Source organism: Sulfitobacter sp. 1A13421, assembly GCF_043557285.1.
Classification (GTDB): domain Bacteria; phylum Pseudomonadota; class Alphaproteobacteria; order Rhodobacterales; family Rhodobacteraceae; genus Sulfitobacter; species Sulfitobacter faviae.
In genome coordinates this window covers 14,769-38,428 of the sequence record NZ_JBIFFQ010000001.1, presented here as the reverse complement: position 1 = coordinate 38,428, position 23,660 = coordinate 14,769, and the positions used below count along the sequence as shown (strand labels likewise).

Annotated in this window: 23 protein-coding genes and 1 tRNA gene; 8 read left to right on the top strand and 16 right to left on the bottom strand. The window is 61.8% G+C overall.

Going from position 1 to position 23,660, the window contains the following annotated elements:
- Positions 1-30: 30 nt before the first annotated feature.
- The 5 genes from ACGYLI_RS00235 to cysG are packed head-to-tail and all read right to left on the bottom strand — an operon-like array spanning position 31 to position 4,608.
- On the bottom strand, positions 31-462 hold the full coding sequence (locus tag ACGYLI_RS00235; protein ID WP_394416215.1) for a DUF934 domain-containing protein: 432 nt from the start codon (positions 460-462) through the stop codon (positions 31-33).
- Positions 459-1,250: a phosphoadenylyl-sulfate reductase gene (locus ACGYLI_RS00230; protein WP_394416213.1), complete on the bottom strand. Its 792-nt coding sequence runs from the start codon at positions 1,248-1,250 to the stop codon at positions 459-461. Before ACGYLI_RS00230 ends, ACGYLI_RS00235 begins: the two co-directional genes overlap by 4 nt.
- Positions 1,240-2,916, bottom strand: a complete 1,677-nt coding sequence (locus ACGYLI_RS00225; RefSeq protein ID WP_394416211.1) for a nitrite/sulfite reductase — start codon at positions 2,914-2,916, stop codon at positions 1,240-1,242. Before ACGYLI_RS00225 ends, ACGYLI_RS00230 begins: the two co-directional genes overlap by 11 nt.
- Entirely contained in the window at positions 2,916-3,212 is a 297-nt protein-coding gene (locus tag ACGYLI_RS00220; RefSeq protein ID WP_394416209.1) for a DUF2849 domain-containing protein, read from the bottom strand. Before ACGYLI_RS00220 ends, ACGYLI_RS00225 begins: the two co-directional genes overlap by 1 nt.
- A 1-nt stretch (position 3,213) precedes the next feature.
- Positions 3,214-4,608 (bottom strand): siroheme synthase CysG, encoded by a 1,395-nt coding sequence (gene cysG, locus ACGYLI_RS00215; protein WP_394416207.1) that lies wholly within the window; start codon positions 4,606-4,608, stop codon positions 3,214-3,216.
- A 144-nt stretch (positions 4,609-4,752) separates the two neighbouring features.
- Between cysG and ACGYLI_RS00210 the strand changes: the two genes are divergently transcribed.
- The gene (locus tag ACGYLI_RS00210) at positions 4,753-5,214 is read left to right on the top strand and encodes an Lrp/AsnC family transcriptional regulator (RefSeq protein ID WP_067265010.1); all 462 of its coding nucleotides are present in this window, start codon (positions 4,753-4,755) and stop codon (positions 5,212-5,214) included.
- Between the two features lie 40 nt (positions 5,215-5,254).
- On the opposite strand, the gene tpiA is transcribed toward ACGYLI_RS00210, so the two are convergent.
- The 10 genes from tpiA to ACGYLI_RS00160 all read right to left on the bottom strand — a co-directional run bounded on the left by tpiA (position 5,255) and on the right by ACGYLI_RS00160 (position 14,289).
- A complete protein-coding gene (tpiA, locus tag ACGYLI_RS00205; RefSeq protein ID WP_394416205.1) occupies positions 5,255-6,004 on the bottom strand; it encodes a triose-phosphate isomerase in 750 nt (249 codons plus the stop codon).
- An 83-nt stretch (positions 6,005-6,087) separates the two neighbouring features.
- A complete protein-coding gene (locus ACGYLI_RS00200; RefSeq protein ID WP_067265014.1) occupies positions 6,088-6,450 on the bottom strand; it encodes an iron-sulfur cluster assembly accessory protein in 363 nt (120 codons plus the stop codon).
- A gap of 53 nt (positions 6,451-6,503) precedes the next feature.
- A complete protein-coding gene (locus tag ACGYLI_RS00195; RefSeq protein WP_271693478.1) occupies positions 6,504-7,217 on the bottom strand; it encodes a DUF3307 domain-containing protein in 714 nt (237 codons plus the stop codon).
- Positions 7,218-7,330: 113 nt separating this feature from the next.
- Entirely contained in the window at positions 7,331-7,948 is a 618-nt protein-coding gene (locus ACGYLI_RS00190) for a hypothetical protein (RefSeq protein ID WP_394416203.1), read from the bottom strand.
- Positions 7,949-8,065: 117 nt separating this feature from the next.
- A complete protein-coding gene (locus tag ACGYLI_RS00185; RefSeq protein ID WP_394416201.1) occupies positions 8,066-9,277 on the bottom strand; it encodes a glycerophosphodiester phosphodiesterase family protein in 1,212 nt (403 codons plus the stop codon).
- A 187-nt stretch (positions 9,278-9,464) separates the two neighbouring features.
- Positions 9,465-9,827 (bottom strand): SUF system Fe-S cluster assembly protein, encoded by a 363-nt coding sequence (locus ACGYLI_RS00180; protein WP_209218051.1) that lies wholly within the window; start codon positions 9,825-9,827, stop codon positions 9,465-9,467.
- Positions 9,828-9,920: 93 nt separating this feature from the next.
- The gene (rimK, locus tag ACGYLI_RS00175) at positions 9,921-11,303 is read right to left on the bottom strand and encodes a 30S ribosomal protein S6--L-glutamate ligase (protein WP_394416199.1); all 1,383 of its coding nucleotides are present in this window, start codon (positions 11,301-11,303) and stop codon (positions 9,921-9,923) included.
- 68 nt (positions 11,304-11,371) lie between these two features.
- Positions 11,372-13,063, bottom strand: a complete 1,692-nt coding sequence (locus ACGYLI_RS00170) for a mechanosensitive ion channel family protein (protein ID WP_394416197.1) — start codon at positions 13,061-13,063, stop codon at positions 11,372-11,374.
- A gap of 72 nt (positions 13,064-13,135) precedes the next feature.
- Entirely contained in the window at positions 13,136-13,411 is a 276-nt protein-coding gene (locus ACGYLI_RS00165) for an NfeD family protein (RefSeq protein ID WP_394416195.1), read from the bottom strand.
- A complete protein-coding gene (locus ACGYLI_RS00160) occupies positions 13,411-14,289 on the bottom strand; it encodes an SPFH domain-containing protein (RefSeq protein WP_394417119.1) in 879 nt (292 codons plus the stop codon). The genes ACGYLI_RS00165 and ACGYLI_RS00160 overlap by 1 nt, the downstream gene beginning before the upstream one ends.
- A 127-nt stretch (positions 14,290-14,416) precedes the next feature.
- Between ACGYLI_RS00160 and tgt the strand changes: the two genes are divergently transcribed.
- From tgt to ACGYLI_RS00135, 5 genes are all read left to right on the top strand, one after another.
- On the top strand, positions 14,417-15,544 hold the full coding sequence (tgt, locus tag ACGYLI_RS00155) for a tRNA guanosine(34) transglycosylase Tgt (protein WP_394416193.1): 1,128 nt from the start codon (positions 14,417-14,419) through the stop codon (positions 15,542-15,544).
- 105 nt (positions 15,545-15,649) lie between these two features.
- Complete coding sequence (locus ACGYLI_RS00150) at positions 15,650-16,744, top strand: alkene reductase (RefSeq protein ID WP_394416191.1); 1,095 nt, start codon at positions 15,650-15,652, stop codon at positions 16,742-16,744.
- Between the two features lie 232 nt (positions 16,745-16,976).
- Positions 16,977-19,388 (top strand): endopeptidase La, encoded by a 2,412-nt coding sequence (lon, locus tag ACGYLI_RS00145; protein WP_394416189.1) that lies wholly within the window; start codon positions 16,977-16,979, stop codon positions 19,386-19,388.
- Positions 19,389-19,539: 151 nt separating this feature from the next.
- Positions 19,540-19,614, top strand: a tRNA-Val gene (locus ACGYLI_RS00140).
- Between the two features lie 91 nt (positions 19,615-19,705).
- Positions 19,706-21,268, top strand: coding sequence for a DUF6538 domain-containing protein (locus tag ACGYLI_RS00135; protein ID WP_394416187.1), 1,563 nt, complete (start codon positions 19,706-19,708; stop codon positions 21,266-21,268).
- Positions 21,269-21,282: 14 nt separating this feature from the next.
- Here the strand turns inward: ACGYLI_RS00135 and ACGYLI_RS00130 are convergent, their stop codons facing one another.
- Positions 21,283-21,957, bottom strand: a complete 675-nt coding sequence (locus ACGYLI_RS00130; RefSeq protein WP_394416185.1) for a hypothetical protein — start codon at positions 21,955-21,957, stop codon at positions 21,283-21,285.
- A gap of 179 nt (positions 21,958-22,136) precedes the next feature.
- Here ACGYLI_RS00130 and ACGYLI_RS00125 point away from each other — a divergent pair, with 179 nt between their 5' ends.
- Positions 22,137-23,327, top strand: a complete 1,191-nt coding sequence (locus ACGYLI_RS00125; protein WP_394416183.1) for a phage portal protein — start codon at positions 22,137-22,139, stop codon at positions 23,325-23,327.
- Positions 23,324-23,653 carry a gene transfer agent family protein gene (locus ACGYLI_RS00120; RefSeq protein WP_394416181.1) on the top strand — a complete coding sequence of 110 codons (330 nt, stop codon included), beginning with the start codon at positions 23,324-23,326 and terminating at the stop codon, positions 23,651-23,653. Before ACGYLI_RS00125 ends, ACGYLI_RS00120 begins: the two co-directional genes overlap by 4 nt.
- Positions 23,654-23,660 lie beyond the last annotated feature (7 nt).

Below are 23,660 nucleotides of genomic sequence, written 5' to 3'. Positions count from 1 at the left end.
GCAAGGAAGGGGGGAGGGCAATGAAGCGGCCTATTTGGCCGCGGTCGCCGGTCCGGATGCGGCACCGCGCAGGCGGGACTGATAGTCATGGGCCTGCCAATCGGCGCGGGCCAGCCATTGGTCCTCAGGCTGGCGGGCGGCCAGATCCTCGTCGATCTCGACCTCATCGAACCCGGCGCGGCGGGCCATGGCATATTGATCGGCCAGCAGATGCCCGCGGGCGCGCAGGCGGCCCGTGTAGCCGCGCAGGCGCAGAACGCGCGCGATGGTAAAGCCGCGCCCATCCGCGAATGAGGGGAAGTCCACGCGGATCATTTCAAGCGCCGGGGTCAGGGTGACGGCATGGGCATCGGCGTCAGACGCTAGATCGACGGCGCGGCAATCGTTCGCGGCGCCATCCTCGCAATAGCCTTGGGTCCAGTCGTCGGCGGTGAAGCCTGTGTCGGTGACGAGTACGCTCATGGTTTGTCTCCTGTTCGGACCACTTTGCCGTTCACAAAATGGATGCCGCATTCTTCTTTGTTCTGATCACGCCAGCGCCCGGCGCGCGGGTCTTCGCCCGGGGCCACGGGCGAGGTGCAGGGCGCGCAGCCGATCGATGGGTAGCCCCTGGCCACCAGCGGATGCCGGGGCAGGCGGTTTTCGGTGATGTAATCGCTCACATCGGAATTAGCCCAATAGGCCAGCGGGTTCACTTTGATGCGGGGCGCTGCACCGTCTTCGGGGACCTCGGTCTCGAAAAACTCCAAGGTCGCGCGGCTGCCCGATTGAAAACGTTTGCGCCCGGTGATCCAGCCGTCATAGCCCGCCAGTGCGCTTTGCAGGGGCCGGGTCTTGCGCAGGGCGCAGCAGGCGTCGGTGTCATACTGATGCAGCGTGCCATCGGGATCCTGTGCTGCGATTTCTGCGCTGCGCAGGGTGGTGACATTGCGCAGACCGAGGCGCTCGCTCAGTTCCTGTTGGTAGACGAGGGTTTCGGCAAAGAGCATCTCGGTGTCGATGAAGAGCACCGGGATGTCCCGCGAGACCATGGAGGCGAGGTGCAACAGCGCCACCGATTCCGCGCCGAAGCTGGAGACGAGGGTGAGGTTCTCGATCTCTGCATCGGCGCGGCGGATCACATCCGTTGCCCCGTGGTGGCGCAGGTCGGCGTTGAGCCGTGCCACCTTTTCCTCGACCGCGCGCTGCCCCACGGGGGGCGGCGCATCGGTATTTGAGAAAGGATGAAGTTCAGGGGTGTCAAGCGGCATTGGCCCGATCCTTCTCTGCCGCTTCGGGGTAGAGCACGGCTTTGAATGGCGCGAGGCCGAGGCGGCGGTAGGCTTGCAGGAAGGTCTCGCCGGGATCGTTGCGCAGGTCGAGATAGCCCCGCACGAGGCGTTCGATGGCGGGGATGATCTCCTCTGCCGAGAAGCCGGGGCCGGTGCGGGTGCCGAGGCTTGCGTCCTCGGTGCCGTCGCCGCCGAGCGTGATCTGGTAGTTCTCCACGCCCGCGCGGTCGAGGCCGAGGATGCCGATATGGCCCACGTGGTGGTGGCCGCAGGCGTTGATGCAGCCGGAGATTTTGATCTTCAGCGGGCCCACGTCGTGTTCGAGCTTCAGCTCGTCGAAACGGGTGGCGATTTCCTGCGCGATCGGGATGGAACGCGCGGTGGCCAGTGCGCAGTAATCCATCCCGGGGCAGGCGATGATGTCCGAGATCAGGCCGATGTTGGCGGTGGCAAGTTTCGCCTCTTTCAGCGCGGCGTGCAGTTCGGGCAGGTCGCTGCGGTGCACATGGGGCAGGATGACGTTCTGCTCATGGCTGATGCGTAGCTCGTCATGGCCGAAGCGGCGGGCGAGGTCGGCCATCACGCGCATCTGGTCTGCCGTCGCGTCGCCGGGCGTGGCGCCATGGGCCTTGAGGCTGATCGAGACGATGGCATAGCCCGGCACGCGGTGCGCAGCGAGGTTGGTATCGGCCCAGGCGCGGAAGACCGGATCGTTGGTATAGGCGGATTCGTAAGCCCCGAGGGAGGCTGTTTTGAACGCGGGTGCTGCGAAATCGGCTTCGATGCGCGACAGCATTTGCTGGTCGACGCCGGTGAACTGGTCGCGGATCAGCGCATATTGCGCATCGACCCGGGCGCGGATGTCTTCGATGCCGTTCTCGTGCACGGTGATCTTGATGCGCGCCTTATACTTGTTGTCGCGGCGACCGAGCACGTTGTAGACGCTGACGATGGCTTCGAGCGTGGGCAGCAGATCGTCGGCGCTGACAAATTCATAGAGCACCTTGCCGATCATCGGGGTGCGGCCAAGACCGCCGCCGACGATAACTTCAAAACCCTGCTCGCCATCGCGTTCGACTATGCGCAGGCCGATGTCATGGGCTTTGATCACCGCCCGGTCGGCGGCGGCGCCGGTGACGGCGACCTTGAACTTGCGCGGCAGGAACTGGAATTCCGGGTGGTCGGTGGACCACTGGCGGATCAACTCGGCCACGGGGCGGGGATCGGCGACCTCATCGGCGGCGGCGCCGGCGAAATGGTCTGCCGTCACGTTGCGGATCGTGTTGCCGGAGGTCTGGATCGCATGCAGTTTCACCTCGGCCAGCGCGTCGAGCATGTCGGGCACGTCGCGCAGCTCGGGCCAGTTGTACTGGATGTTCTGACGGGTGGTGAAATGGCCGTAGCCCTTGTCCCACCGCTCGGCGATATAGGCGAGTTGATCCATCTGGGCGCTGTTCAGCGTGCCATAGGGGATCGCCACCCGCAGCATATAGGCGTGCAGTTGCAGGTAGAGGCCGTTCATCAGGCGTAGGGGTTTGAACTCATCCTCGGTGAGCGAGCCGTCGATGCGGCGCTCGACTTGGGCGCGGAACTGGGCGTTGCGCTCGGCGAGGAATTTGTCGTCGAATTCGGTGTAGCTGTACATCAGACGGTCTCCTGTTTGCCGTGGGCGTAGTTCGACGGGCCTGTGGCGCGGAACTCTTCGCGGAAGTGTGTGGGCTTGGGGCCGCCCGCTTCGGGGGCCACATCGGCGAGGTAGACGCCGACGACCTGATCCTGCTGGCTTAGTGCGTCGATCATGCGCAGGTCCGCGTCGGCTTCATCGGTCAGGACTTCGGCTTCAGCGAGTTTACGGGTCCAGCCGGTGGCGGTTTGATAGACGACATCGCCTTCGAGCAGCGCATTGGCGGTCACGACCTTGGGGGTGAAAGGCTTGGGCATGTTAGGCCAGCTCCTCTAGCGGGGTTTCGGTGGCAACTTGGACGGCGGCGCGCGGGGCGAGGCCGTAGAAGGTGAGCGCGGGGCCGGTCATTTCGGCATCGGCCAGATCGCGCGGCAGATCGTTCAGCGTGGTCGACAGCACCCGCTGATCGGCGCGCGAGGCGTTTTCGATCACGGTGACGGATGTGGCGCGGTCGGCGCCATGCATCAGCAGGCGGCCTTGGACGAAACGGGCGGATTTCTTGCCCATATAGATCGCGGCGACTTCATTCGGGCGCGCGAGGGCAGCCCAGTCGTGATCGGCGAAACCTTTCATGTCGTGCCCGGTGAGGAAGCGGACCGAGGCATTGCGGCCCCGTTTGGTCAGGCTCTGCCCGATGCCCGCCACGGCGGCGGAGGCGGCGGTGATGCCGGGCACGATGTGCCAGCCGATGCCATGGGCGTCGACCGCGTCGATCTCTTCGTCGAGCCGGCCAAAGACCGTGGCATCGCCAGATTTCAACCGCACCACCTGCGCACCGCTCTGGGCATGTTCGACCAGCAGGGCATTGATATGCTCTTGGGCTGTGGAGGGGCCAAAGCCCTCTTTGCCCACGTCGATCATCAGCGCCTCGCGGCGGGCGAGTTCGAGGATCTCGGGGCTGATCAGCCGGTCGTAGATCACCACATCGGCCTCATCCAGCGCGCGGCGGGCCTTGAGCGTCAGCAGTTCCGGGTCGCCCGGGCCGCCGCCGACAAAGGCCACATGGCCTGCGCGGGCTTTGCGGGTGAGGTGGGTGTGCAGCAGGGTTTTCAGCGCCGGGCGCACGGTATCATTGCCCTCAGCCATGGCGCGGGGGCCGGTTGCAAAATAATACTCCCGCCAGAAATCACGGCGCGCGCGGCCCATGGGCAGGGCATCGGCCAGCTTGCGAAAGCCTTTGCCGATCCGCGCTAGCGGGCCGAGGGTGACGGGCAGACGCTCTTCCAAATCGGCCTTGATGGCGCGGGCCAGCACCGGGGCGGCGCCTTCGGTGCCGATGGCCACGGTCACGGGATCGCGGTCGACGATGGCGGGGGTGATGAATTCGCTGTCATGCAGGTTGTCGACGATGTTGACCAGCACGCCCGCGGCATGGGCAAGCGCGGCATTCTCGGCATCCAGCGCGTCATCTTCGTCCGCCGCGTAGAACAGCCGCGCGCCGGGCAGATCGGCGGCGGTGAGGGGGCGACGGTGCAGGGTGAGCTTGCCCGCCGCTTGCCAATCTACGATCTCTGCCGCCGGGTCGGGGGCGAAGACATGCAGCGCCGCTTCGGTTTTCATCAGCAGACGCAGCTTGGCCAGAGCAGCTTCGCCGCCGCCGGAGAGGAGGATCTTTTGCCCGCGGGTGGCGAGGAAGATGGGAAAGTGATCCATGATGCGCCCTGTATTCTGTTTGACGTGACCTCCTATATAGGAAATATTCCCGATAATTGGCTATATGCTGGCGCAGATAAGAACATGCGTTCGCTTTGGCCGCAGGTTGAGTGTGAACGTCCTGCCAGGACGAGAGAGAAGAGAATGACTGTCCGAATTGATGAGACTGACCGGAAGATTTTGGCGCAGCTGCAACGGGATGCGAGCCAATCGCTGGACGATATTGCCCGTGAAGTGGGGTCTTCGAAAACGCCGGTGTGGAATCGGATACGCAAACTGCGCGAGGCCGGGGTCATCGGCCAGCAGACCGTGGTGCTGGATTCCGAAGCGCTTGGGTTCGAGGCCTGTTTCTTTGTCCTGATCCGCACGTCAGAGCATGAGGCGGCTTGGCAGGCGGCATTTTTGCAGGCGTTGAAAGACCGGCCAGAGGTGCAGGAGGCGCACCGTCTGGCGGGGGATATCGACTATATCCTGAAGGTGCGGGTCAAGAACGCGCGGGCCTATGATGTCTTTTATCAGGCGCTGATTTCAGAGGTGAAGGTGCATAACGTCACGGCGCTTTTGTCGATGGAAGAGATCAAATCGACGACGATGCTGCCGCTGTAAGAGGGCGGGGCGGCGGGTGTCTTCGCCGCCCCGCATTGGCTTAGGACTGGGCGAGGGCCGTCACGATGGGCGCGAAATCCTCGGCCTTGAGGCTGGCCCCGCCGACCAACGCGCCATCGACGTTTTCGACGGCAAAGATTTCGACCGCATTGGCAGCCTTTACCGAACCGCCGTAGAGCAGGGGGAGCGCATTGCCGATCTCCGCGCCGAAACGGTCGATCAGGCGGGTGCGGATGAAGTCATGCACCTCTTTGATCTGCGCAATGCTAGGGACCTTGCCGGTGCCGATGGCCCAAATCGGCTCATAAGCGATGACGGTGTTCCCGGCCTCCACGGCATCGGGGAGGGAGCCGTCGAGCTGCGCGCCGATAATGTCGAGGGTCTGGCCTGCCTCCCGCTCAGCCTCGCTTTCGCCGATGCAGATGATGGCGGTGAGACCGGCACCCCATGCGGCCCGCGCCTTGGCTTGCACATCGGCATCGGTCTCGCGGTGGGCATCGCGGCGCTCGGAATGGCCGAGGATCACATGGCTGGCCCCGCTGTCGGCAACCATCGCGGCAGAGATATCGCCGGTGTAGGCGCCCGCTTCTTCGGCATGGCAATCCTGTGCACCGATCTGGATCGGGCTGCCATGGGTGGCGTCGGTCGCGCGAAAGAGGAGGGTGCTGGGTGGGCAGATCACGACCTGCGGCGGGTTTTCGGGCAGGCCGGTGGCAAGGCTGTGAAGCTCTGTCAGCGCGGCGGCGGTGCCGTTCATTTTCCAGTTGCCGGCGGCGATTTTGGGGCGCATCGGTTCCGTCCTGATCTGTTAATGTTACCAGATCAGTTCGCAGGCCCGTGGCCTTTCGTCAAGGCCGGGGCAGATCGGCGCGCTTACTTCGCGCCGAGGCTTTCGTCGAATTTGATCGATTCGCCGCAACCGCAGGCTTCGGTCACATTGGGATTGCGGAACTTGAAACCGGACTCCAGCAACGTTGTCTCATAGTCGATCTCGGTGCCGAAGAGGAACATCTGCGCCATGGGGGCGATCATCACCCGCGCGCCGTCTTGTTCGACCACCTCATCATTGGGGTCGGTCGCTTCGACGTATTCCATGGTGTATTCCATGCCCGCACAGCCGCCTTTCTTGACGCCAATGCGCAGCCCGGCGTGGCCCGCTGATTGCATCAACTTCGCAATCTGGCCAGCGGCTTTGGGGGTCATGGTAACGGCTTGCTTGCCGGGAATGCCAAACATCACAAATCTCCTATGCCGCCAAGATAGGGGTGCGGCGCGGCGATCTCAAGCCGTCAGAAGGAATTCATTGCGGCCTTGGTGGCGAAGGCGGCGATGAGCGCCCAGCCGAATGAGGCTAGCGTGCCGATAATCACGTATTCGCTTATCTTCTGATTCTTTTTCACGGTGTCAAAGCGCAGAATCGACTTTGCCGCGATGAGAAAACCGATGCCCGCAGGCTCGCCGATCATGACCATTAGAAAGATCAACGCGCGTTCCAGCAGGCCGATCATCCGGCCCGCATTCTCCAACCCATCCGGTTGGGCCTGCGCCTTGTGCGGCAGCATCAAACCACCCACGGCGGGACCGCCTGCGAGCGTCGCGGTGATCAGCCCCGCGATAAACAGGGCGGGCGGGATGAGCATGCTGCTGTGGTCGGCCCAGATGCCGCGGGCAAAGGCGTCGGGGGCATAGTGGACAAGGGCTACGATGGTGATGAGATGGGCGAGTTGATCGGTAAGGTAGGACCAAAGCCGGTCGCGCTGGTGCGCCGGCACGGCGTAGGTCTTGAGCGCATCAATTGCGGTATGGGCAAGCGCGAGGAGGGCGGCGGGGATCAAATTGCCGCCGAGGGCCAATGCGGTCAGGGCAAAGACGATGGCGCCGTGGAGCAGTAGCACTTGCGGCTTGCGCTTGGCGGCGACCATGGCATTGGTTTGAAACACGAAATCCGCCAGCAAGTGAGCGATCAGGCAAGCGAGAGCGGTGGCGATGGCCTGTTCGGTCATAGAAATTCCGGTAGTTGGTGATGGCGTCCATTTGAAAAGCCATGGCGAGCCGGGACAAGTGTTTTCTTATGGTGTTTAACAGTCTAATTTGGCTGTAATTTGATAAAACAGGCTTAAAGGGCTGTTTTGCGCGCCTCGAGAACCTCGCAGACCTCCCGCAACTCATCTATCCCCGCCGCGTCCACATGGCCCTGTACGCTCTGCTGCGTCAGGTCGAACTCCCGCGCAAGCTCCGCCTGCAGGGGTGGTTCGGGGGTCAGCATGTAGTAGGCGACCTCGGCTTGGCGCTTGGTCCAGCCGCCCGCGATCCGGTCGGCGAGGGGCAGGGCCGTGCGCAGGGCGAGGGGGGCGTCGGGCGCGTGCATGCGGCGCGCGCGGGGCATGTTGTCGAGCGCGTGGCCGGAGCTGACCAGTGCCACTCCGTCCGCGCGGGATAGGTCGTCCCCTGCGAAATGCGCGGGGCCGATCCCGATACCAAAGCGGGTGTCGGCGGTCTTGCCGCAGCGGCGCACGGTGGCGCGTAGCACGAGGGCTGCGCGGAAGGTGAAGGCGGGCGCCACGGCCATCTGCCAGCCATCTCCACGAAAACGGGTCATCCGGGCGGGCTGGCCTTGCCAAGCAGTCAGCGCCTCGGCGGCGTCGTCAAGGCGCGCGAAGATGGCATCCAACTCCGCCCGGCTCATCGCGGAGGATTTCACGATATCGCCGGTAAAAATTGCCCAAGTTTCCATGGCTTGCCCCTTGTTTCCCGCAATGTCGCAGGAAGGCGGAATCCATGCAAGCCCGGCCACGGAAAAGGGCCGCCCGAAAGGGGGCGGCCCTGATGGCGTTCTAACGGCTAGGACCGATCAGAGGCCCATGCAGTTCGCATAATAGGTCACGGTCGCGGGCCAGTCAGAGAAGACACCGGCCACGCCCACGTCTTGGGCCAACACATCCAGCGCCACCAGATAGTCGCTGTCGTCTTTCACAATGTCATTGACCGACTGGAAGTACCAACCGCCACCGGAGGCGAGCGGGCCGGAGCGCTCCAGCGTCCATGCGATCAGGGTCAGCCCTGCTTCTTTCGCGGCCATGGCGTATTCGGATGCGGCGATGGCGCCGTCCTTGTTGGTCAGCATCATGTTGAGCGAGGGGGCGAGGTAGTTCACGCCCTTGGCTTTCAGATCGGCGAAATCTTCGGCCCAAGTCTCGGGGTTTTGCTCATCGAAACCGTCGGACCACTGCACCAGATAGACGGCCTGCTTGCCGAATTCGGGTGTGTTGTCGACCCAGTAGAGCACGTCTTCGAGGTTGAAGGACTGCGGCCAGACGTCGGAGGCGGGGATGCCTGCGGCGACATATTCATCCACCAGTTTCTGCGCGTAGTCTTCCTGAGAGAAACCCTCGTGCGGCATCTCGACGGAGGGGGATTTCAGCTCGGGCGTGAATTTGGCACCGAGGGATTTGAACAGTTCGATCGATTCCGCATGGGTCATCAGATCGGCCTTGTCGCTGTAAAGCTCGGTGCGCCAAGTCGCGACGCCGCCCTGATAGTCTTCGGCGGTGGTGGCGGTCTTGTCAGCGCTGTCCATCTTGGGCGTCAGGGTGCGGAATTCGGCCAAGGTGATGTCGGAGGTGCGGCATTCGGCGCTGGCGGGCGTGTCACCCGACGCGGCGGTGAAGCCGGTGGTGCATTTCTCGGCCAGATCGGAGACGAGGATGTTCGTCGTAGTGTGCAGATCGTTCTGGGCGTGGCGGCAGACCAACTCGTGATCGGTGGTAAAGGTCACGTCGCATTCCAGAATGCCCGCGCCCATACGCGCGGCGGCGACGTTGGATTGCACGGTATGCTCAGGAAACATCAGCGGCGCGCCACGGTGGCCGATGGAGAAATCGGTCTTGGCGGCCTCTTGGCCCATGCAGGAAGCCAGCTTGTCCTTCAATGCGCCCTCGGGCAGCTTGTCCACCAGATAGGCCGGGCGGGGGCCGTACTCCACCGGTGTCGCGGCGGCATGGGTCTCGGCCAGCGCCATGCCGGGCGCGAGGGCCAGAGCGGCGAGAGAAACAAGTGTTCGCATAATGTTATCCGTTCGTGAATGAAGTTCTGGGGCTTCTATGGGTGCCCGATGTAACGGTTTCACGACCGGATCATGTCAGTCAAATGAACAATCCACGGCAGCCCCGCTCGGCGGGATGCGGCCAAAAGAAAACGCCGCCAATGCCCTGCATCGACGGCGTCTGTTCTTCGCTTTGTAAAGCTGTCGCTTACATGAAGCCCAGTTCAAGGCGGGCTTCGTCCGACATCATGTCCATGCCCCAAGGCGGCTCCCAGACCAGTGCCACATTGACCTGCTTGACCCCGGCAATCGGCTCAACCGCATCGGCAACCCAACCGGGCATCTCACCGGCAACGGGGCAGCCGGGCGCGGTCAGCGACATCTTGATGTCGACTTCATTCTCGTCGTTGATGTCGATGGTGTAGATCAGCCCCAGTTCATAGATATTCACCGGGATCTCAGGGTCATAGACCGTGCGACAAGCCTCAACGACCTGCTCGTAAAGCGGGTGATCGGTGGAGGAGGGCGCAATCAGCGGTGTCCCTTCGAGCGGTTGGGTCTGTTCGGTCATCTCTTGCCTCGCATCATTCTCGACGTTTTATATAGGGATTGCGGGCAGGGGCGTAAAGTGGCCCCAAGCCGGGTGGGGCTGCTGTCGCCCCCGCTAGCCGCCTTTGCGACGCCGCGCGGGCTGTGGCTTCACCCGGGCTTCGATCTCATCATAGACCTTGCCGACGATGTCTTTCTTGGTGGCATTCTCAATCCCCTCGAACCCGGGGGAGGAGTTGACCTCAAGCACCTTTGGCCCGCTTTCCGACCGCAGCAGATCGACCCCGGCGATGCCGAGGCCAAAGGCCCGGGCGGCACGCACGGCGGTATCGCGTTCCTCTTTCGAGATGCGCACGACCTTGGCCGAGCCGCCCCGGTGCAGGTTCGAGCGGAAGTCCCCCTCCGCGCCCGTGCGTTTCATAGAGGCCACGACCTTGCCCGCCACCACGAGGCAGCGGATGTCTTCACCGGCGGCCTCCTTGACGAAATCCTGCACGAGGAAGTTGGCGCGCAGGCCACGGAAGGCGTCGATCACACTTTCGGCGGCCTTCTTGGTTTCTGCCAGCACGACGCCCTTGCCTTGGGTCGACTCCAGCAGCTTCACAATCAGCGGCGCGGTGCCCACCAACGCCATCAGGTTGCTGGTGTCTTTGGGCGAGGCGGCGAAGGCCGTGGTCGGCATGCCAATGCGCTTGGCGGCCAAGACCTGATGCGCGTGCAGTTTGTCGCGGCTAGCGGTGATCCCGGCAGAGCCGTTGACGCAAAAGGTGCCGATGGTCTCGAACTGGCGGATCACGGCGGTGCCGTAGGAGGTGATCGATGCGCCGATGCGCGGGATCACCGCGTCGTAGCGCGGCAGGCGCTTGCCGTCGTAATGCACCTCGGGGGCCAGTTGGTTGATCGCCATATAGCAGCGCGTGGTGTCGATGACTTCGACCACATGGCCGCGCGCTTCGCCCACTTCGACCAGACGGCGGGTGGAATAGTTGTCTTCCCGGCTCAGCACCGCGATGCGCAGGGCGCGCTGCGGCGCTTTGTGGCGCAGGCTGGCGGTGTGGTAGACGTCGTAATTCAGATCAGGTTGCAGCCGCCGTTCGGTTGCCGAGATGTTGATATGTTCGGTCAGCGCCTGACGGCCCAGCAACATGCGGCTGGTCATGGTGCCCCGGTTCGTCAAGGTCACGTCGATGGGCCAGCTTTGGCCGCCGACCTCAAGCGTGGTGGCGATGACGAAGCGCTGTTCGGATTCGCCGTTGGAAGAAGTCACCTCGCGCCGGTCGATGATTGGGGCGGAACAGGTGATCGAGATATCTTCGCGCCCGGCGATGGGATGCACGTTGAACCGCACCTTGGGCTTGGAGGCGGGGCCGAAGACTTCGATGTCATGGGCATGCAGCGCCGAGGTGCGCGCGCCGGTGTCGACTTTGGCTTTGATCGCGGGCAGGCCAAGATCGGGCAGGGCAACCCATTCTTCCCAACCAAATGTGAGTTTTTCCATTGCCTGCTCCTTGGGTCATTGGTCTGCCTGCCTAACCTGCGGCAGGGGCTGCATCAAGCGGCGCGATGTCAGGGGGTGCCCATATCCGCAGGGGCGGGGGGCAACATGCGGACGTCGTCTTCTTTCTCCATCCGTGCGGCGGCGGCAAGAAGTTCCTCACGCACGCGGCATTCGATATCCCAAAAGGTCGCGGCATTGTCGGTGGGCAACTCGAAGCGCACCTTGATGCCAAAGGCATCTTGGTCGAGCACATGCACCTTGGCCTTGTCCATCGGTTTGACATCATCGGGGTCTTCGCGGGCCAAGAGGTCAAAGAACACACGGCGCAGGGCTGCCACATCAGCGTTTTGCGACAGGGTCAGGATGATGGGGCGCACCATGGCGTGATCCTCGATCGACCAGTTTTCAAAGGCGTCGGAGACGAAATAGCTGACCGGCACGATCAGCCGGGTGCCGTTCCAGTTGAGCAGTTGCACGTAAGTAAAGTGAATTTGCTCGACCGTGCAGAAATGCCCTTCGAAGATCAGTTGGTCCCCGATCCGTGCAGAGCGGTTCAGCGCAATCTGGATAGAGGCGAGGATATTGCCCAGAACCTCACGGGCGGCGAAACCCAAGACGATGGTCACCGCACCGGCAGAGGCCAGCAGCGACAGGCCAATGGTGTTGTCCGCGTTGCTGGAAACGAGGATCACCCCCGAGGCCACCAGCACGGCGATCACGATCACCCCTTTGCGCGCCGCCGCGATTGTCGTGGCGATGGAGCGCATATGGGCATTCATCGGATCGGCAAGCTCATAGGCGTTGTTGGGGCTGATCCGGTCAAAGATCTCGTCAAAGGTAAAGACAATGGCAAGGGCGGCGGCGGTAACATAGGCGATCAGCAAAATCGGGCTCAGCACCGCGTCGATAAAGCCCGACACGACCAAGACCCGACTGGTGGCCGTGCCGATGATCGCGGCGCAAAGCACGATGGCGGCGGGCCAGCGGAAGGAGCGCAGCAAAAAGCGCATCCAGCGGCGTTTGGCGGCCTGCCCGAGGCGGCGCATGATGCTAAAGGCGAACCAACCGGCTGTTAGCGCGACGACGACCAGCAGGGGCAGGAACAGCACCTCCCACAGGTACATGCCCCAAAAGGCGCGAATGCGCAGCCAGTCGGGCAGCATCGTCTCAAGGTCCGTCGGCCCATACTGCGCGTGAAGATGCGGAATGTTATCGATGCTCTGGCGCGAGAAGACCCAGACTGGCTCGGCATCCTCACCAGGTTTGATCCGGTTGAGCCGCAGCGGCACGTCATGGCCGCCCAGTTCCAACCGGTCGATCAAGAGCGAGCGGCGCACGCGCCCGGTGTCATTGTCCTCGGCCGAGCCTGAGAGCCAGCCGTCGGGCCGGTCCGCCAGCCTGCGCCATGGCACGACGACCTTGCGCTCCATCAGAACGGAAAGTTGAAAAGCGCGCTCGGCCCCAATAACCGCCTGATCCCCTTGCGGCAGGTCCGACAGGTCAAGGATATGGGCCGCGTCCGAATAGTGCCCATTGTCGGTGAGGTAGATGAAGCTTTCTAACGCGGCCATCGGTGTGCCGCGGTCCAGCGTCTCAGGCGGGGGCGGCAGGCCGGGGTTCAGCTCGGTCGTTTCAAACCATTTTTCCTGCGCCTGCCCGGTGGCGGCCCCCGTCAGCAGCGCAATCGCCAGCACGAAGGCCCCCAGAAAACGAGGAAACACAGTCGCGAAAGCGCGTGAGAGTAAGGCAAGCCGCTGCATGGATAGCGCAATGTAGCGGGGGTTCGGGCAATTCAAGGCTGCGCGGCGCCTCTTCATGCCATTTGCGGGCGTTTAGTTTTCGTTAATGTCACGGGTCACGATTCGTGCGCCGCTGGACTGCCGTTTGAAAAGCGCCCGCAGGGCCAGCCAAGCGATCAAGGACAGCACGGCAAAGAGGGCCAGCAGCAGAGCCACATTGGCGGGCGACCAGAGGGCGACGATCAAGGCCGTGCCAAGCGCGCCGAGGGCAAAGCCCAAGAAGATCGAACCGGGCAACAAAAGCTCAACCACGCCGAGCGCCAGCGCCGCGCAGACCCAAACCCACCAAAGCGTCCACCAAGCCGCCATCAGCTTTTCCCTTTGAGCAATTTGAAAGCGTCTCCAAAGGCTTCGAGGGCCTGTGCAGGGACAAGGATGGTCTGGCTGCCCGCGCCTTTGCCCATGGCATTCAGCGCATCGACCTGTTTCAGCGCGATCTGGTAATGTGCGGCATCCAGCCCGTTTTCGTTGATCGCCGTGGCGACGACTTGGGTCGCATAGGCTTCGGCATCGGCCAGAATGCGGCGGGCCTTGGCGGTCTGCTCGGAGGCATAGAGCTCGGCCTCGGCGGCCAGTTCCACGGCGCGTTTCTTGCCCTCGGCCTCGGTCACCTGCGCGCGGCGGGCGCGTTCGGCATTGAGTTGCTGCATCATCGCGGCGCGGGTGGCGGCATCTAGGTTTACGTCCAGTATCTCGGCCCGGGTCACTTCGATCCCCCAAGAGTCCACGGCGTCTTCGACGCTGGCCTTGATGGTGGTGATTAACTGGCTGCGGTTGGCCTGCACCTCGTCCAGATCCATCTTGCCGATCTCGGCCCGTACGATCCCCGCCACGGTGGTCGAGATCGCGCTGTCCACGTTGCGGATGCGGTAGACGGTCTTTTCAGGCTCGGTGATGCGGTAAAAGACAGACGTGTCCACCTGCACCAACACGTTGTCGCGGGTGATGGCGTCTTGGCTGGCCGTGGGCAATTGTCGTTCGAGGATCGAGATTTTATGCGCCACACTGTCGATAAAGGGCACGATCATATTGATCCCCGGCCCCAAGACCGCGCGCAACCGGCCAAAGCGTTCAATCACATGTTGTTCGGACTGCGGGACGATCTTGACCGATTTCAGGATCAGGATCACGACCAGCAGGGCCAGCAAAAGCCAAGCAAGGTTGTTCTCCAACAAGCCGAGCAGCATATCTTCGAGGGTCAAGGCCGTAATCCTTTGAGCAATATCATTTTCAAGCAATCTTGGCTATTTTAGCTTTATTGCATGTTTCCCGCCACTGGTTTATCGCGCCAGTCGCAGGCAGAGAGGGCATCGTATGACCAGCACCGGATTCACCAAACACGCGCAGGACGGCAAGGCACGCAGTGGCGTGATCCAGACCCCACGCGGCGAGATCCGCACGCCTGCCTTCATGCCGGTCGGCACGGCGGCGACCGTCAAGGCGATGATGCCTGAAAGCGTGGCGTCGACGGGCGCGGATATCCTGTTGGGCAATACCTACCACCTGATGCTGCGCCCCACGGCAGAGCGTGTGGCCGCCTTAGGCGGGCTGCATAAGTTCATGAATTGGGACAAGCCGATCCTGACCGACAGTGGCGGTTTTCAGGTGATGAGCCTTGCTGGCCTGCGCAAGCTGACCGAACGCGGCGTGACTTTCAAAAGCCACATCGACGGCTCCAAGCATGAGATCACGCCGGAGCGCTCGATGGAGATTCAGGAGCTTCTGGGCTCGGACATCGTCATGTGTTTCGACGAATGCCCGGCGCTGCCCGCCGACCGGGACCGCATCGCCGAAAGCATGCGTCTGTCGATGCGCTGGGCCAAGCGCAGCCGGGAGGCCTTTGGCGACCGCCCCGGTCACATGCTGTTCGGCATCCAGCAAGGCGGGTTGGAAGAAGACTTCCGCCAAGAAAGCGCCGAGGCGCTGCGCGAGATCGGCTTTGACGGCTATGCCGTCGGCGGTCTGGCCGTGGGGGAGGGGCAGCAGGCGATGTTCTCTACCTTGGATTTCTCGACCGACATGCTGCCCGAGGACAGGCCGCGCTATCTGATGGGCGTGGGCAAGCCCGACGATATCGTCGGTGCCGTGGCGCGGGGGATCGACATGATGGACTGTGTCCTGCCCTCACGCTCTGGTCGCACGGGGCAAGTCTTTACCCGGAGGGGCGTGCTCAACATCAAGAACGCGCGGCATCAGGATGATCCGCGCCCGCTGGATGAGAATTGCAGCTGCCCGGCCTGCCGCAACTATTCGCGCGCCTATCTACACCATGTCTTCCGCAGCCAAGAGATCATCTCGTCGATGCTGCTGACATGGCACAACCTGCAATACTACCAAGACATCATGGCCGGCATGCGCGAGGCCATTGCGGCGGGGCGGTTCACCCAGTGGCAGGCCGATTTCCACGCAGGGCGCGAGCAGGGCGACATCGACCCGCTGTAGCGGCGGGGCGTTTCGCCCTCACGCGAATTTGTGCTGACGGTCCTTGCTGCAAGGTGGCGGGGTCTTAGGTGCCTTGCACATTCTATTGCAAGGAAAGGCCCGAATATGACCGAGAAGCTTTTTACCCCTTTCACCGCCGGTGAGATCGCGGCCGAGAACCGTTTGGTGATGGCCCCCCTGACGCGCAACCGCGCGGATAATGAGACCGGCGAAGTCTCGGACATGCATGTCGACTATTACCGCCAGCGGGCGGGCGCGGGCATCATCATTACCGAGGCCACCCAGATCAGCCCCGAGGGCAAGGGCTATTTCCAGACCCCCGGCATTCATAGCGAGGGCCAAGTCGCCGCGTGGCGCAAGGTGACCGACGCGGTGCATGCCGAAGGTGGGCGGATCGTCATCCAGCTTTGGCATGTGGGCCGGATCAGCCACACCTCTCTACAGCCCGATGGCGGCAAGCCTGTCGCGCCTTCTGCTATCGGCGCTGGCGTGAAAACCTTCACCGCCAACGGGTTCGAGGATACCTCCGAGCCACGCGCGCTTGAATTGGATGAGATGCCGCGTCTGGTCGCCGACTATGCCCATGCCGCCGAGATGGCCAAGAAAGCAGGCTTCGACGGGGTCGAGGTTCACGGGGCCAATGGCTATCTGCTGGACCAATTCCTCAAAACCGGCGGCAACAAACGCGAGGACGCCTATGGCGGCAGCGTGGAAAACCGCGCACGTCTGCTGTTCGAGGTGCTGGATGCGGTGACGGAAGTCTGGGGCGGCGAACGTGTGGGGCTGCGCCTCTCGCCCTTTTCGCCCGCCAACGGGATCGAAGACGCCAATCCCCAAGAGACCTTTGAGTATGTCGTGAAGGGGCTGAACCGCTACAACCTCTCCTATCTGCATCTTGTCGAAGGCGCGACAGGCGGCTCGCGCGAGTTGGACGAAGGTGAAAGCATCGCCGCGCTGCGGGCGCTCTTTGACGGGCCTTACATGGCCAACAATGGCTATGACCGCGAGATGGCGATCAAGGCCGTGGCCGAGGATAAGGCCGATCTGATCGCCGTGGGTCGCCCCTTCATCGCCAATCCCGATCTGCCGCGCCGCTGGCAGATGAACGGGCCGCTGAACGAGGGCGATACCGATACCTACTATGGCGGTGGGCGCGAGGGCTTTACCGACTATCCGACGCTGGAACAGGCCGAAGCCTGACCGATCAGGGGCGCCCGCGCGGCGCCCCTTTCTTACGACGCGTGCAATTGGGGCGAAATCACCCCATCGCGCGCTTGCCTCCATCCCGCCGAAGCGCGATGATGGCGGTCGAATAGCCCGCAAGGGATTGAAACAGGCGGATGGGATGCACACATGTCCTGTCCAGAAGAGGGGATGTCAGAGGCCGCCTATGACAGGGGCCCGGATGTCTTGCTAAGATAAGGAATTGAGCATGTTAGAGCCACTGAACGCATCCTACCCGGTGCTTCCGCTGCGCGACATCGTCGTGTTTCCCCACATGATCGTGCCGCTTTTCGTTGGCCGCGAGAAATCCGTCCGCGCCCTTGAAGAGGTGATGGCAGACGATAAACAAATCCTGCTGTCGAGCCAGATCGACCCTGCCGAGGATGATCCCGACACATCCGGCATCTACAAGGCTGGTGTGCTGGCCAATGTGCTGCAACTGCTGAAACTGCCCGATGGCACCGTGAAAGTGCTGGTCGAAGGCCAAGCGCGGGTGCGCATCACCGAATACCTTGAGAACGACAACTTCTTCGAGGCGCGCGCCGAGTATCTGACCGAGATGCCGGGCGACGCGGCCACCACGCAGGCGCTCTTGCGCACCGTGGCCGATGAGTTCGAGCGCTACGCCAAGGTCAAGAAAAACGTCCCCGAGGAAGCGCTCGCAGCCGTTGGCGAAAGCGCCGAGCCTGCGCGTCTGGCCGATCTCGTGGCCGGTCACCTCGGCATCGAAGTCGAGCAGAAGCAGGACTTGCTGGAGACGCTGAGCATCTCCGAGCGGCTTGAGAAGGTCTATGGCCTGATGCAGGGCGAAATGTCGGTGCTGCAGGTCGAGAAGAAGATCAAGACCCGCGTGAAGTCGCAGATGGAGCGCACGCAGCGCGAATACTATCTGAACGAACAGATGAAGGCGATCCAGCAGGAGCTGGGTGACGGCGAGGACGGCAAGAATGAAGTGGCCGAACTCGAAGCCAAGATCGCCGAGACCAAGCTGAGCAAGGAAGCCCGCGAAAAGGCCGAGGCCGAGCTGAAGAAGCTTAAGAACATGTCGCCCATGTCGGCCGAAGCCACCGTGGTGCGCAACTACCTTGACTGGATGCTGTCGATCCCGTGGGGCGTGAAGTCGCGCGTGAAGAAGGATCTGGGTCGTGCCCAGAAGATCCTCGACGACGATCACTATGGTCTCGAGAAGGTCAAGGAACGCATCGTCGAATATCTCGCCGTGCAGCAGCGCTCGACCAAGATGAAGGGCCCGATCATGTGCCTTGTCGGCCCTCCGGGCGTCGGTAAGACATCCTTGGGCAAATCCGTCGCCAAGGCCACGGGGCGCGAATTCATTCGCATCTCGCTCGGTGGCGTGCGCGACGAATCCGAGATCCGCGGCCACCGCCGGACCTACATCGGTTCCATGCCCGGCAAGATCATTCAGGCGCTGAAGAAGGCCAAGACCACGAACCCGCTCATCCTGCTCGACGAAATCGACAAGATGGGTCAGGACTTCCGTGGCGACCCGGCCTCGGCCATGCTCGAAGTGCTTGATCCGGAACAGAACGGCACTTTCGTGGACCACTACTTGGAGGTGGAATACGACCTGTCGAACGTCATGTTCCTGACCACGTCGAACAGCTACAACATGCCCGGGCCGTTGCTTGACCGGATGGAGATCATTCCGCTTTCCGGCTACACCGAGGACGAAAAGCGCGAGATCGCCAAGCAGCATCTGGTGCAGAAGCAGATCAAGAACCACGGTTTGAAGGAGAAGGAATTCAAAATCGAGGATTCCGCTCTGACCGGCATGATCCGCTATTACACCCGCGAGGCCGGTGTGCGGAACCTCGAGCGTGAGATCGCCAAGGTGGCGCGCAAGTCGCTGACCAAGATCGTCAAGAAAGAGGCCGAGAGCGTCACCGTCACCGGCGACAACCTCGAAGACTTCCTTGGCGTGCGCAAGCACCGCTTTGGTCTGGCCGAGGAGAAGGACCAGATCGGTGTCGTGACCGGGCTGGCCTATACCTCAGTCGGCGGCGAGCTTCTGTCGATCGAAGCGCTGCGCCTGCCGGGTAAAGGTCGGATGAAGACCACCGGCAAGCTTGGCGACGTGATGAAGGAAAGCATCGACGCGGCCAGTTCCTACGTCCGGTCAATCTCTCCGCAGATCGGGGTCAAGCCGCCGAAGTTCGACACGCTGGACATCCACGTGCACGTGCCCGACGGCGCCACCCCCAAGGACGGCCCCTCGGCCGGTCTGGCGATGGTGACCTCGATCGTCTCGGTGTTGACGCAGATTCCGGTGCGGCGCGACATCGCCATGACCGGTGAGGTCAGCTTGCGCGGTAACGCCATGCCAATCGGCGGATTGAAGGAGAAACTTCTCGCGGCCCTGCGCGGCGGCATCACCACGGTGCTGATCCCCAAGGAGAACGAGAAAGACCTGCCGGACATCCCCGACAACGTCAAAGAGGGGCTGACCATCATCCCGGTGGGCCATGTTTCGGAAGTTCTGGAGCATGCGCTGGTGAGCAAGCCAAAAGCGATCGATTGGGACGAAGCCGCCCAAGAGGCCGCCGAGGCCGCCGCGATGAAGGCCCGTGCCGCAGGCGTGGACGCCACGACCACGCATTAAGGCGAACGGCCAGTTAGAATGCCATCAGCGCGCGCCTTCCGGGGCGCGCGTTTTCGTATCCACCGTGGGGCAGGGCCCGCCGCATCTCGCGACAGTTTTTGCGCTAAACCCTCTTGCAAGCCGCGCCGCAATTGGCTACTTCGCCCCGCAAGGGTGATTAGCTCAGTGGTAGAGCGCTTCGTTCACATCGAAGATGTCAGGAGTTCAAATCTCTTATCACCCACCATCCTACCCCTTTGATAACAAAGAAAACCCTTGCAAATAAGGCCCGCTGGCCGTTCTGATGTTACAACTCTGGTTACAATCAGGAACGCACCATGGCTGGCAAGGTCAGGCATCTAATCAACCGCTCAGGTAGGTATCACGCGCGACTCGTGGTGCCGAAAGACCTCCGCGATGTCGTAGGGAAGACTGAGCTGCGCAGCCCATTGGGTGGGGACTACCGTCAGGCGCTCAAGCTGTTGCCCGGTGCTGTGGCACGACTCCAGCACCAGATTGCGCAAGCAGAGCGTAAGGCGGGGCAGGGGCATGCACAGGCCGGTGCCGGACGCTATCCGCTGGCAGCTGATCAGATCGCGCTGAGCCACTACAATCAGCGGCTAGCCTTTGACGATCTTCTCAGAAATGAGCCGGGATACGCGGACAGCGGTATTGACGACCTCTATGTGAACAGGCTGCGGAAGGCGGTTGCGGGACGTAGCAGCGACGACGAACTGCAAGCACTTATCGGCGATCAACTTGAAAGGTTCCGGGCCGTCGGCAATGTCAGCGCTGGGCAGGGGAGTGACGAGTGGCGCGTGATCGCTCGCGCTCTATGCAGCGCAGAGCTAGAGGCACTGGCGCGGGTCGCTGAGCGTGACGAGGGTGACTTCACTGGCACCCCTACCGTGCCCATCATTGTGAACGCCCAGCCCCCTTCTGACGCCCCTGAGCCGGTCAGTCTCAAACGCCTTTGGGCGGACTATGTGACCGCCCGCAAGCAGGCAGGCTTTATGAGGGACAACGGGCGTCAGCTTGGGCTGACGGTCGAGAGGCTGCGCAAATTCGTGAAGCACGATGACGCCGCGCGGCTTACCAAGAAAGACATTGTGGAATGGCGGGATCATCTGTTGAAAGATTTAGCGGCAAAGACTGTCAGCGACAAATACCTGTCAACGATCCGGTCACTGCTGAACTGGGCGGTGGATAACGAGCGCCTGACGCAGAACGTGGCTGCGACCGTGAAGCAGCCGAAGCCCCGGCAAAGGCGCAGTCGCGAGAAAGGTTTCACCGACGCTGAGGCGTTGAAGCTATTGAAGGCATCTCGGGAATATACACCCCACGAAGACGAACGAGGCAGGGTGCGCGAGAAGCCTGAGCTGATAGCGGCAAAACGTTGGGTGCCAATGTTGGCAGCGTTTTCGGGCGCGCGGGTCACTGAGCTGACGCAGCTTCGTAAAGAAGACCTGCGTAAGGAGGGCGGGCATTGGGGTATGCGGATCACGCCGGACGCTGGATCGGTCAAGACAAGTGAGTATCGGGACGTGCCGCTGCACCAGCAACTTATTGATGAGGGGTTCGAGCGCTTCCTTGAGCAGGCGGGAAGCGGCCCGCTGTTCCACGGTGGAAAAGAGCCTGCGCGATACGCCACGAAAGCGGTCAGAATATCCAGCCAGCTTGCGGAATGGCTTCGCCGGGATGGTCTAGTGCCGGATGGAGTTCAGCCCAACCACGCATGGCGACACCGCTTCAAAACACAGTGCCGGGAACTTGGCGTCTCAGATCGCGTGGCTGATGCGATACAGGGGCACGCGGGTAGGACCGCAGCTGATGACTATGGCGACGTGACCCTGAAGACCAAGGCCGACGCAATCGCAAAACTTCCTTCTTACGGTATCTAGAGGCGTGGAGGGTCTTATTTGATAACCTTTATATATGGAGGTAGGCGGGTTCCGCGGTATAGCTGAGCAGCAGGCTGAGCTAGAAAATACTCTCTCGCGCTATCGACGATGTCTGATAGCGCGGCTAAGTATTGTTCGCAGAGTTCTAAAGTAGTCTGCTTATTATCGCTCAAATATTTCTCGGCGAGACTGCCCACAAATGATTGCTCGACAACTGCAATGTCACTTGGCATCTCCACGTAGTATTTAAGCTTCTCTCCATTCGGCAGCGGCACTTCCCAACCTGACCCGCCAAGCTGGTCACCTATGAAGAAGGCTATTGCACCCGGCGGTTTATCTGCCGAGAGAGCCTTCATTTCTTCGTCGCCAAATGATACTATATGGGCGGACGTCGCGATCTCTAAGCGCCCCTGTTTCTCCAAGTTATTTCGCGCGTCTCTGAAAAAGCTAAATACAGGGTCAGCCTTCAGCCTATCCTGATGCGGTTTATACCATTCCTCAAATCGCTCGGACTTACTGCTCAGGTTTTGTATCACGAACGTCACGCTTCGGCCGAAGGTAAGGACGTTGCGAAGTCCGAGGTCCTTCTTCGCGCCACTCGACAACCTCATCATATCCAAACCGGCGTAAGCAGTTCTTAGAACTAGTTCAGCTCGGTCAACGATGTCAGAGATCTCTTGAGTGGCCATTATGACGCTCTCTGCCTGCCCATATCCAGTTGTATCATAGGTGCAATCTGAGTGGTTAAACAAGGTTCCCGATAGCAATACTCGGGTGAACCAGAATTGTAATACTATTACATTTATGGGATTCACAGAAGGCTGAGTGTGTGGTATCTATATACCACCTGCCAGCTTGTGGAACACCCATGCCCTTCCTCGACCGCCTGTTCGGAAAGCCCGAAGCCAAAGCCCTGACTCTGACCGATTTAGAGGCATTTGGGTTGTTCGGCATGACACCTACCGCGACTGGTATCCACGTAAGTGGCAACTCTGCCTTGCGTGTTCCTGCCGTTGCATGCGCGGTGGCGCTGATCGCTGAGACCATCGGTGCCATGCCCGCCAAGGTGCATTTGAGCGCCACCAAAGAAGCCGCCAAGGACAGTGCCGCGTATAAGCTGGTGCATGATGAGGCAAACGAGTGGACAAGCGCTGGCCAGTTGCGTGAAGCGCTCACCATCGACGCCCTACTGACCGGCAATGGCTACGCCCATGTCGTGCGGCTGAGCGACGATACACCCTTCGAGCTGCACCGGCTGGACCCGGCGAGCGTTCGTTTGGACTATGAGCTGGACGGCGAACCCTTCTACATTGTGCAGACCGCCGATCAGGGTCAGCGCCGCTTCAGCTATCGCGACATTCTTCATGTGCAGCCCTTTGGTGGCGTTTCGCCGATCACTCTGGGCCGTGAAGCCATTGCCCTGTCATTGGCATTTGAACAGCACGTCGCGTCCCTGTTCGCCAATGGCGCGCGCCCGTCCGGCATTATCAAGAGCGACAAGGTGCTGGATGTCGAAGCCAAGAAGAAGATCGCGGCATCGTGGTTCAACACCCACGCGGGGCGCAACGCTGGCGGCACTGCCATTCTCGATGAAGGTATGAGCTATGACCAGCTGAGCATGACCCTTGCCGATGCTCAGTTTGCCGAGAACCGCCTTGAACAAATTCGCGAGATTGCCCGCGTGTTCCGGGTGCCGCCAACAATGCTTTTTGAGCTGACCCGTGGCACATGGTCCAACACTGAGGAGATGGCGCGCCAGTTCTACGCCATCACGCTCAAGCCGTGGCTGACAAGCTGGGCTTGGGCTTATGCGCGCGTCCTGTTCACGCCAGAGGAGCGCGAGGCATTCTATGTGGAATTTGTCACCGACGATCTGCTGACCACCAATGCTGCAGCCCGTGCCGGTGCCTATGGGCAATACCGCAGCATGGGCGCGATGACAGCCAATGAGGTGCGCAGCGGCTTGAACCTCGCACCCTTGCCGGACGGTGACAGCTTGGCCAACCCCTACACAACGTCCGGCGCTTCTGCCCCGGCCCCAGAGGCAGACGCAGCATGATCACGCACCGCGCGTTTTTCGGCACCGCCGAACACAGTTTCACCCTGACCGACGACATGATCACCGAGCTTGAACGACTGGCCGACACGGGCATCGGCGCATTCTATCAGCGCGTGGTCGCCATGCAATTCAATGCCGCTGACGTTACCGAGATCATCCGGCTTGGCCTGATCGGCGCTGGTATGCACCCGCAAGAGGCTATGCACTTAGTTAATACCTACGCGCGCAACCGCCCCATGGCCGAGACATTTCCGCTGGCGCTTGACATTCTCGACGCCCGGTGGAGCGGCACCGCTGCCCCGGCAACCGGAGACACCACAGAATGACAGGCCG

Excerpts from the sequence above, each read along its gene's own strand:
- lon (WP_394416189.1), top strand. The coding sequence starts at position 16,977 with ATGTTAGAGCCACTGAACGCATCCTACCCGGTGCTTCCGCTGCGCGAC.
- ACGYLI_RS00225 (WP_394416211.1), bottom strand. The coding sequence starts at position 2,916 with ATGTACAGCTACACCGAATTCGACGACAAATTCCTCGCCGAGCGCAAC.
- ACGYLI_RS00230 (WP_394416213.1), bottom strand. The coding sequence starts at position 1,250 with ATGCCGCTTGACACCCCTGAACTTCATCCTTTCTCAAATACCGATGCG.
- ACGYLI_RS00185 (WP_394416201.1), bottom strand. The coding sequence starts at position 9,277 with ATGCGAACACTTGTTTCTCTCGCCGCTCTGGCCCTCGCGCCCGGCATG.
- tgt (WP_394416193.1), top strand. The coding sequence starts at position 14,417 with ATGACCAGCACCGGATTCACCAAACACGCGCAGGACGGCAAGGCACGC.
- ACGYLI_RS00210 (WP_067265010.1), top strand. The coding sequence starts at position 4,753 with ATGACTGTCCGAATTGATGAGACTGACCGGAAGATTTTGGCGCAGCTG.
- ACGYLI_RS00180 (WP_209218051.1), bottom strand. The coding sequence starts at position 9,827 with ATGACCGAACAGACCCAACCGCTCGAAGGGACACCGCTGATTGCGCCC.
- ACGYLI_RS00235 (WP_394416215.1), bottom strand. The coding sequence starts at position 462 with ATGAGCGTACTCGTCACCGACACAGGCTTCACCGCCGACGACTGGACC.
- rimK (WP_394416199.1), bottom strand. The coding sequence starts at position 11,303 with ATGGAAAAACTCACATTTGGTTGGGAAGAATGGGTTGCCCTGCCCGAT.
- ACGYLI_RS00160 (WP_394417119.1), bottom strand. The coding sequence starts at position 14,289 with ATGCTGCTCGGCTTGTTGGAGAACAACCTTGCTTGGCTTTTGCTGGCC.
- ACGYLI_RS00190 (WP_394416203.1), bottom strand. The coding sequence starts at position 7,948 with ATGGAAACTTGGGCAATTTTTACCGGCGATATCGTGAAATCCTCCGCG.
- tpiA (WP_394416205.1), bottom strand. The coding sequence starts at position 6,004 with ATGCGCCCCAAAATCGCCGCCGGCAACTGGAAAATGAACGGCACCGCC.
- ACGYLI_RS00135 (WP_394416187.1), top strand. The coding sequence starts at position 19,706 with ATGGCTGGCAAGGTCAGGCATCTAATCAACCGCTCAGGTAGGTATCAC.
- ACGYLI_RS00150 (WP_394416191.1), top strand. The coding sequence starts at position 15,650 with ATGACCGAGAAGCTTTTTACCCCTTTCACCGCCGGTGAGATCGCGGCC.
- ACGYLI_RS00170 (WP_394416197.1), bottom strand. The coding sequence starts at position 13,063 with ATGCAGCGGCTTGCCTTACTCTCACGCGCTTTCGCGACTGTGTTTCCT.
- ACGYLI_RS00200 (WP_067265014.1), bottom strand. The coding sequence starts at position 6,450 with ATGTTTGGCATTCCCGGCAAGCAAGCCGTTACCATGACCCCCAAAGCC.
- cysG (WP_394416207.1), bottom strand. The coding sequence starts at position 4,608 with ATGGATCACTTTCCCATCTTCCTCGCCACCCGCGGGCAAAAGATCCTC.
- ACGYLI_RS00130 (WP_394416185.1), bottom strand. The coding sequence starts at position 21,957 with ATGGCCACTCAAGAGATCTCTGACATCGTTGACCGAGCTGAACTAGTT.
- ACGYLI_RS00220 (WP_394416209.1), bottom strand. The coding sequence starts at position 3,212 with ATGCCCAAGCCTTTCACCCCCAAGGTCGTGACCGCCAATGCGCTGCTC.
- ACGYLI_RS00195 (WP_271693478.1), bottom strand. The coding sequence starts at position 7,217 with ATGACCGAACAGGCCATCGCCACCGCTCTCGCTTGCCTGATCGCTCAC.
- ACGYLI_RS00120 (WP_394416181.1), top strand. The coding sequence starts at position 23,324 with ATGATCACGCACCGCGCGTTTTTCGGCACCGCCGAACACAGTTTCACC.
- ACGYLI_RS00165 (WP_394416195.1), bottom strand. The coding sequence starts at position 13,411 with ATGGCGGCTTGGTGGACGCTTTGGTGGGTTTGGGTCTGCGCGGCGCTG.
- ACGYLI_RS00125 (WP_394416183.1), top strand. The coding sequence starts at position 22,137 with ATGCCCTTCCTCGACCGCCTGTTCGGAAAGCCCGAAGCCAAAGCCCTG.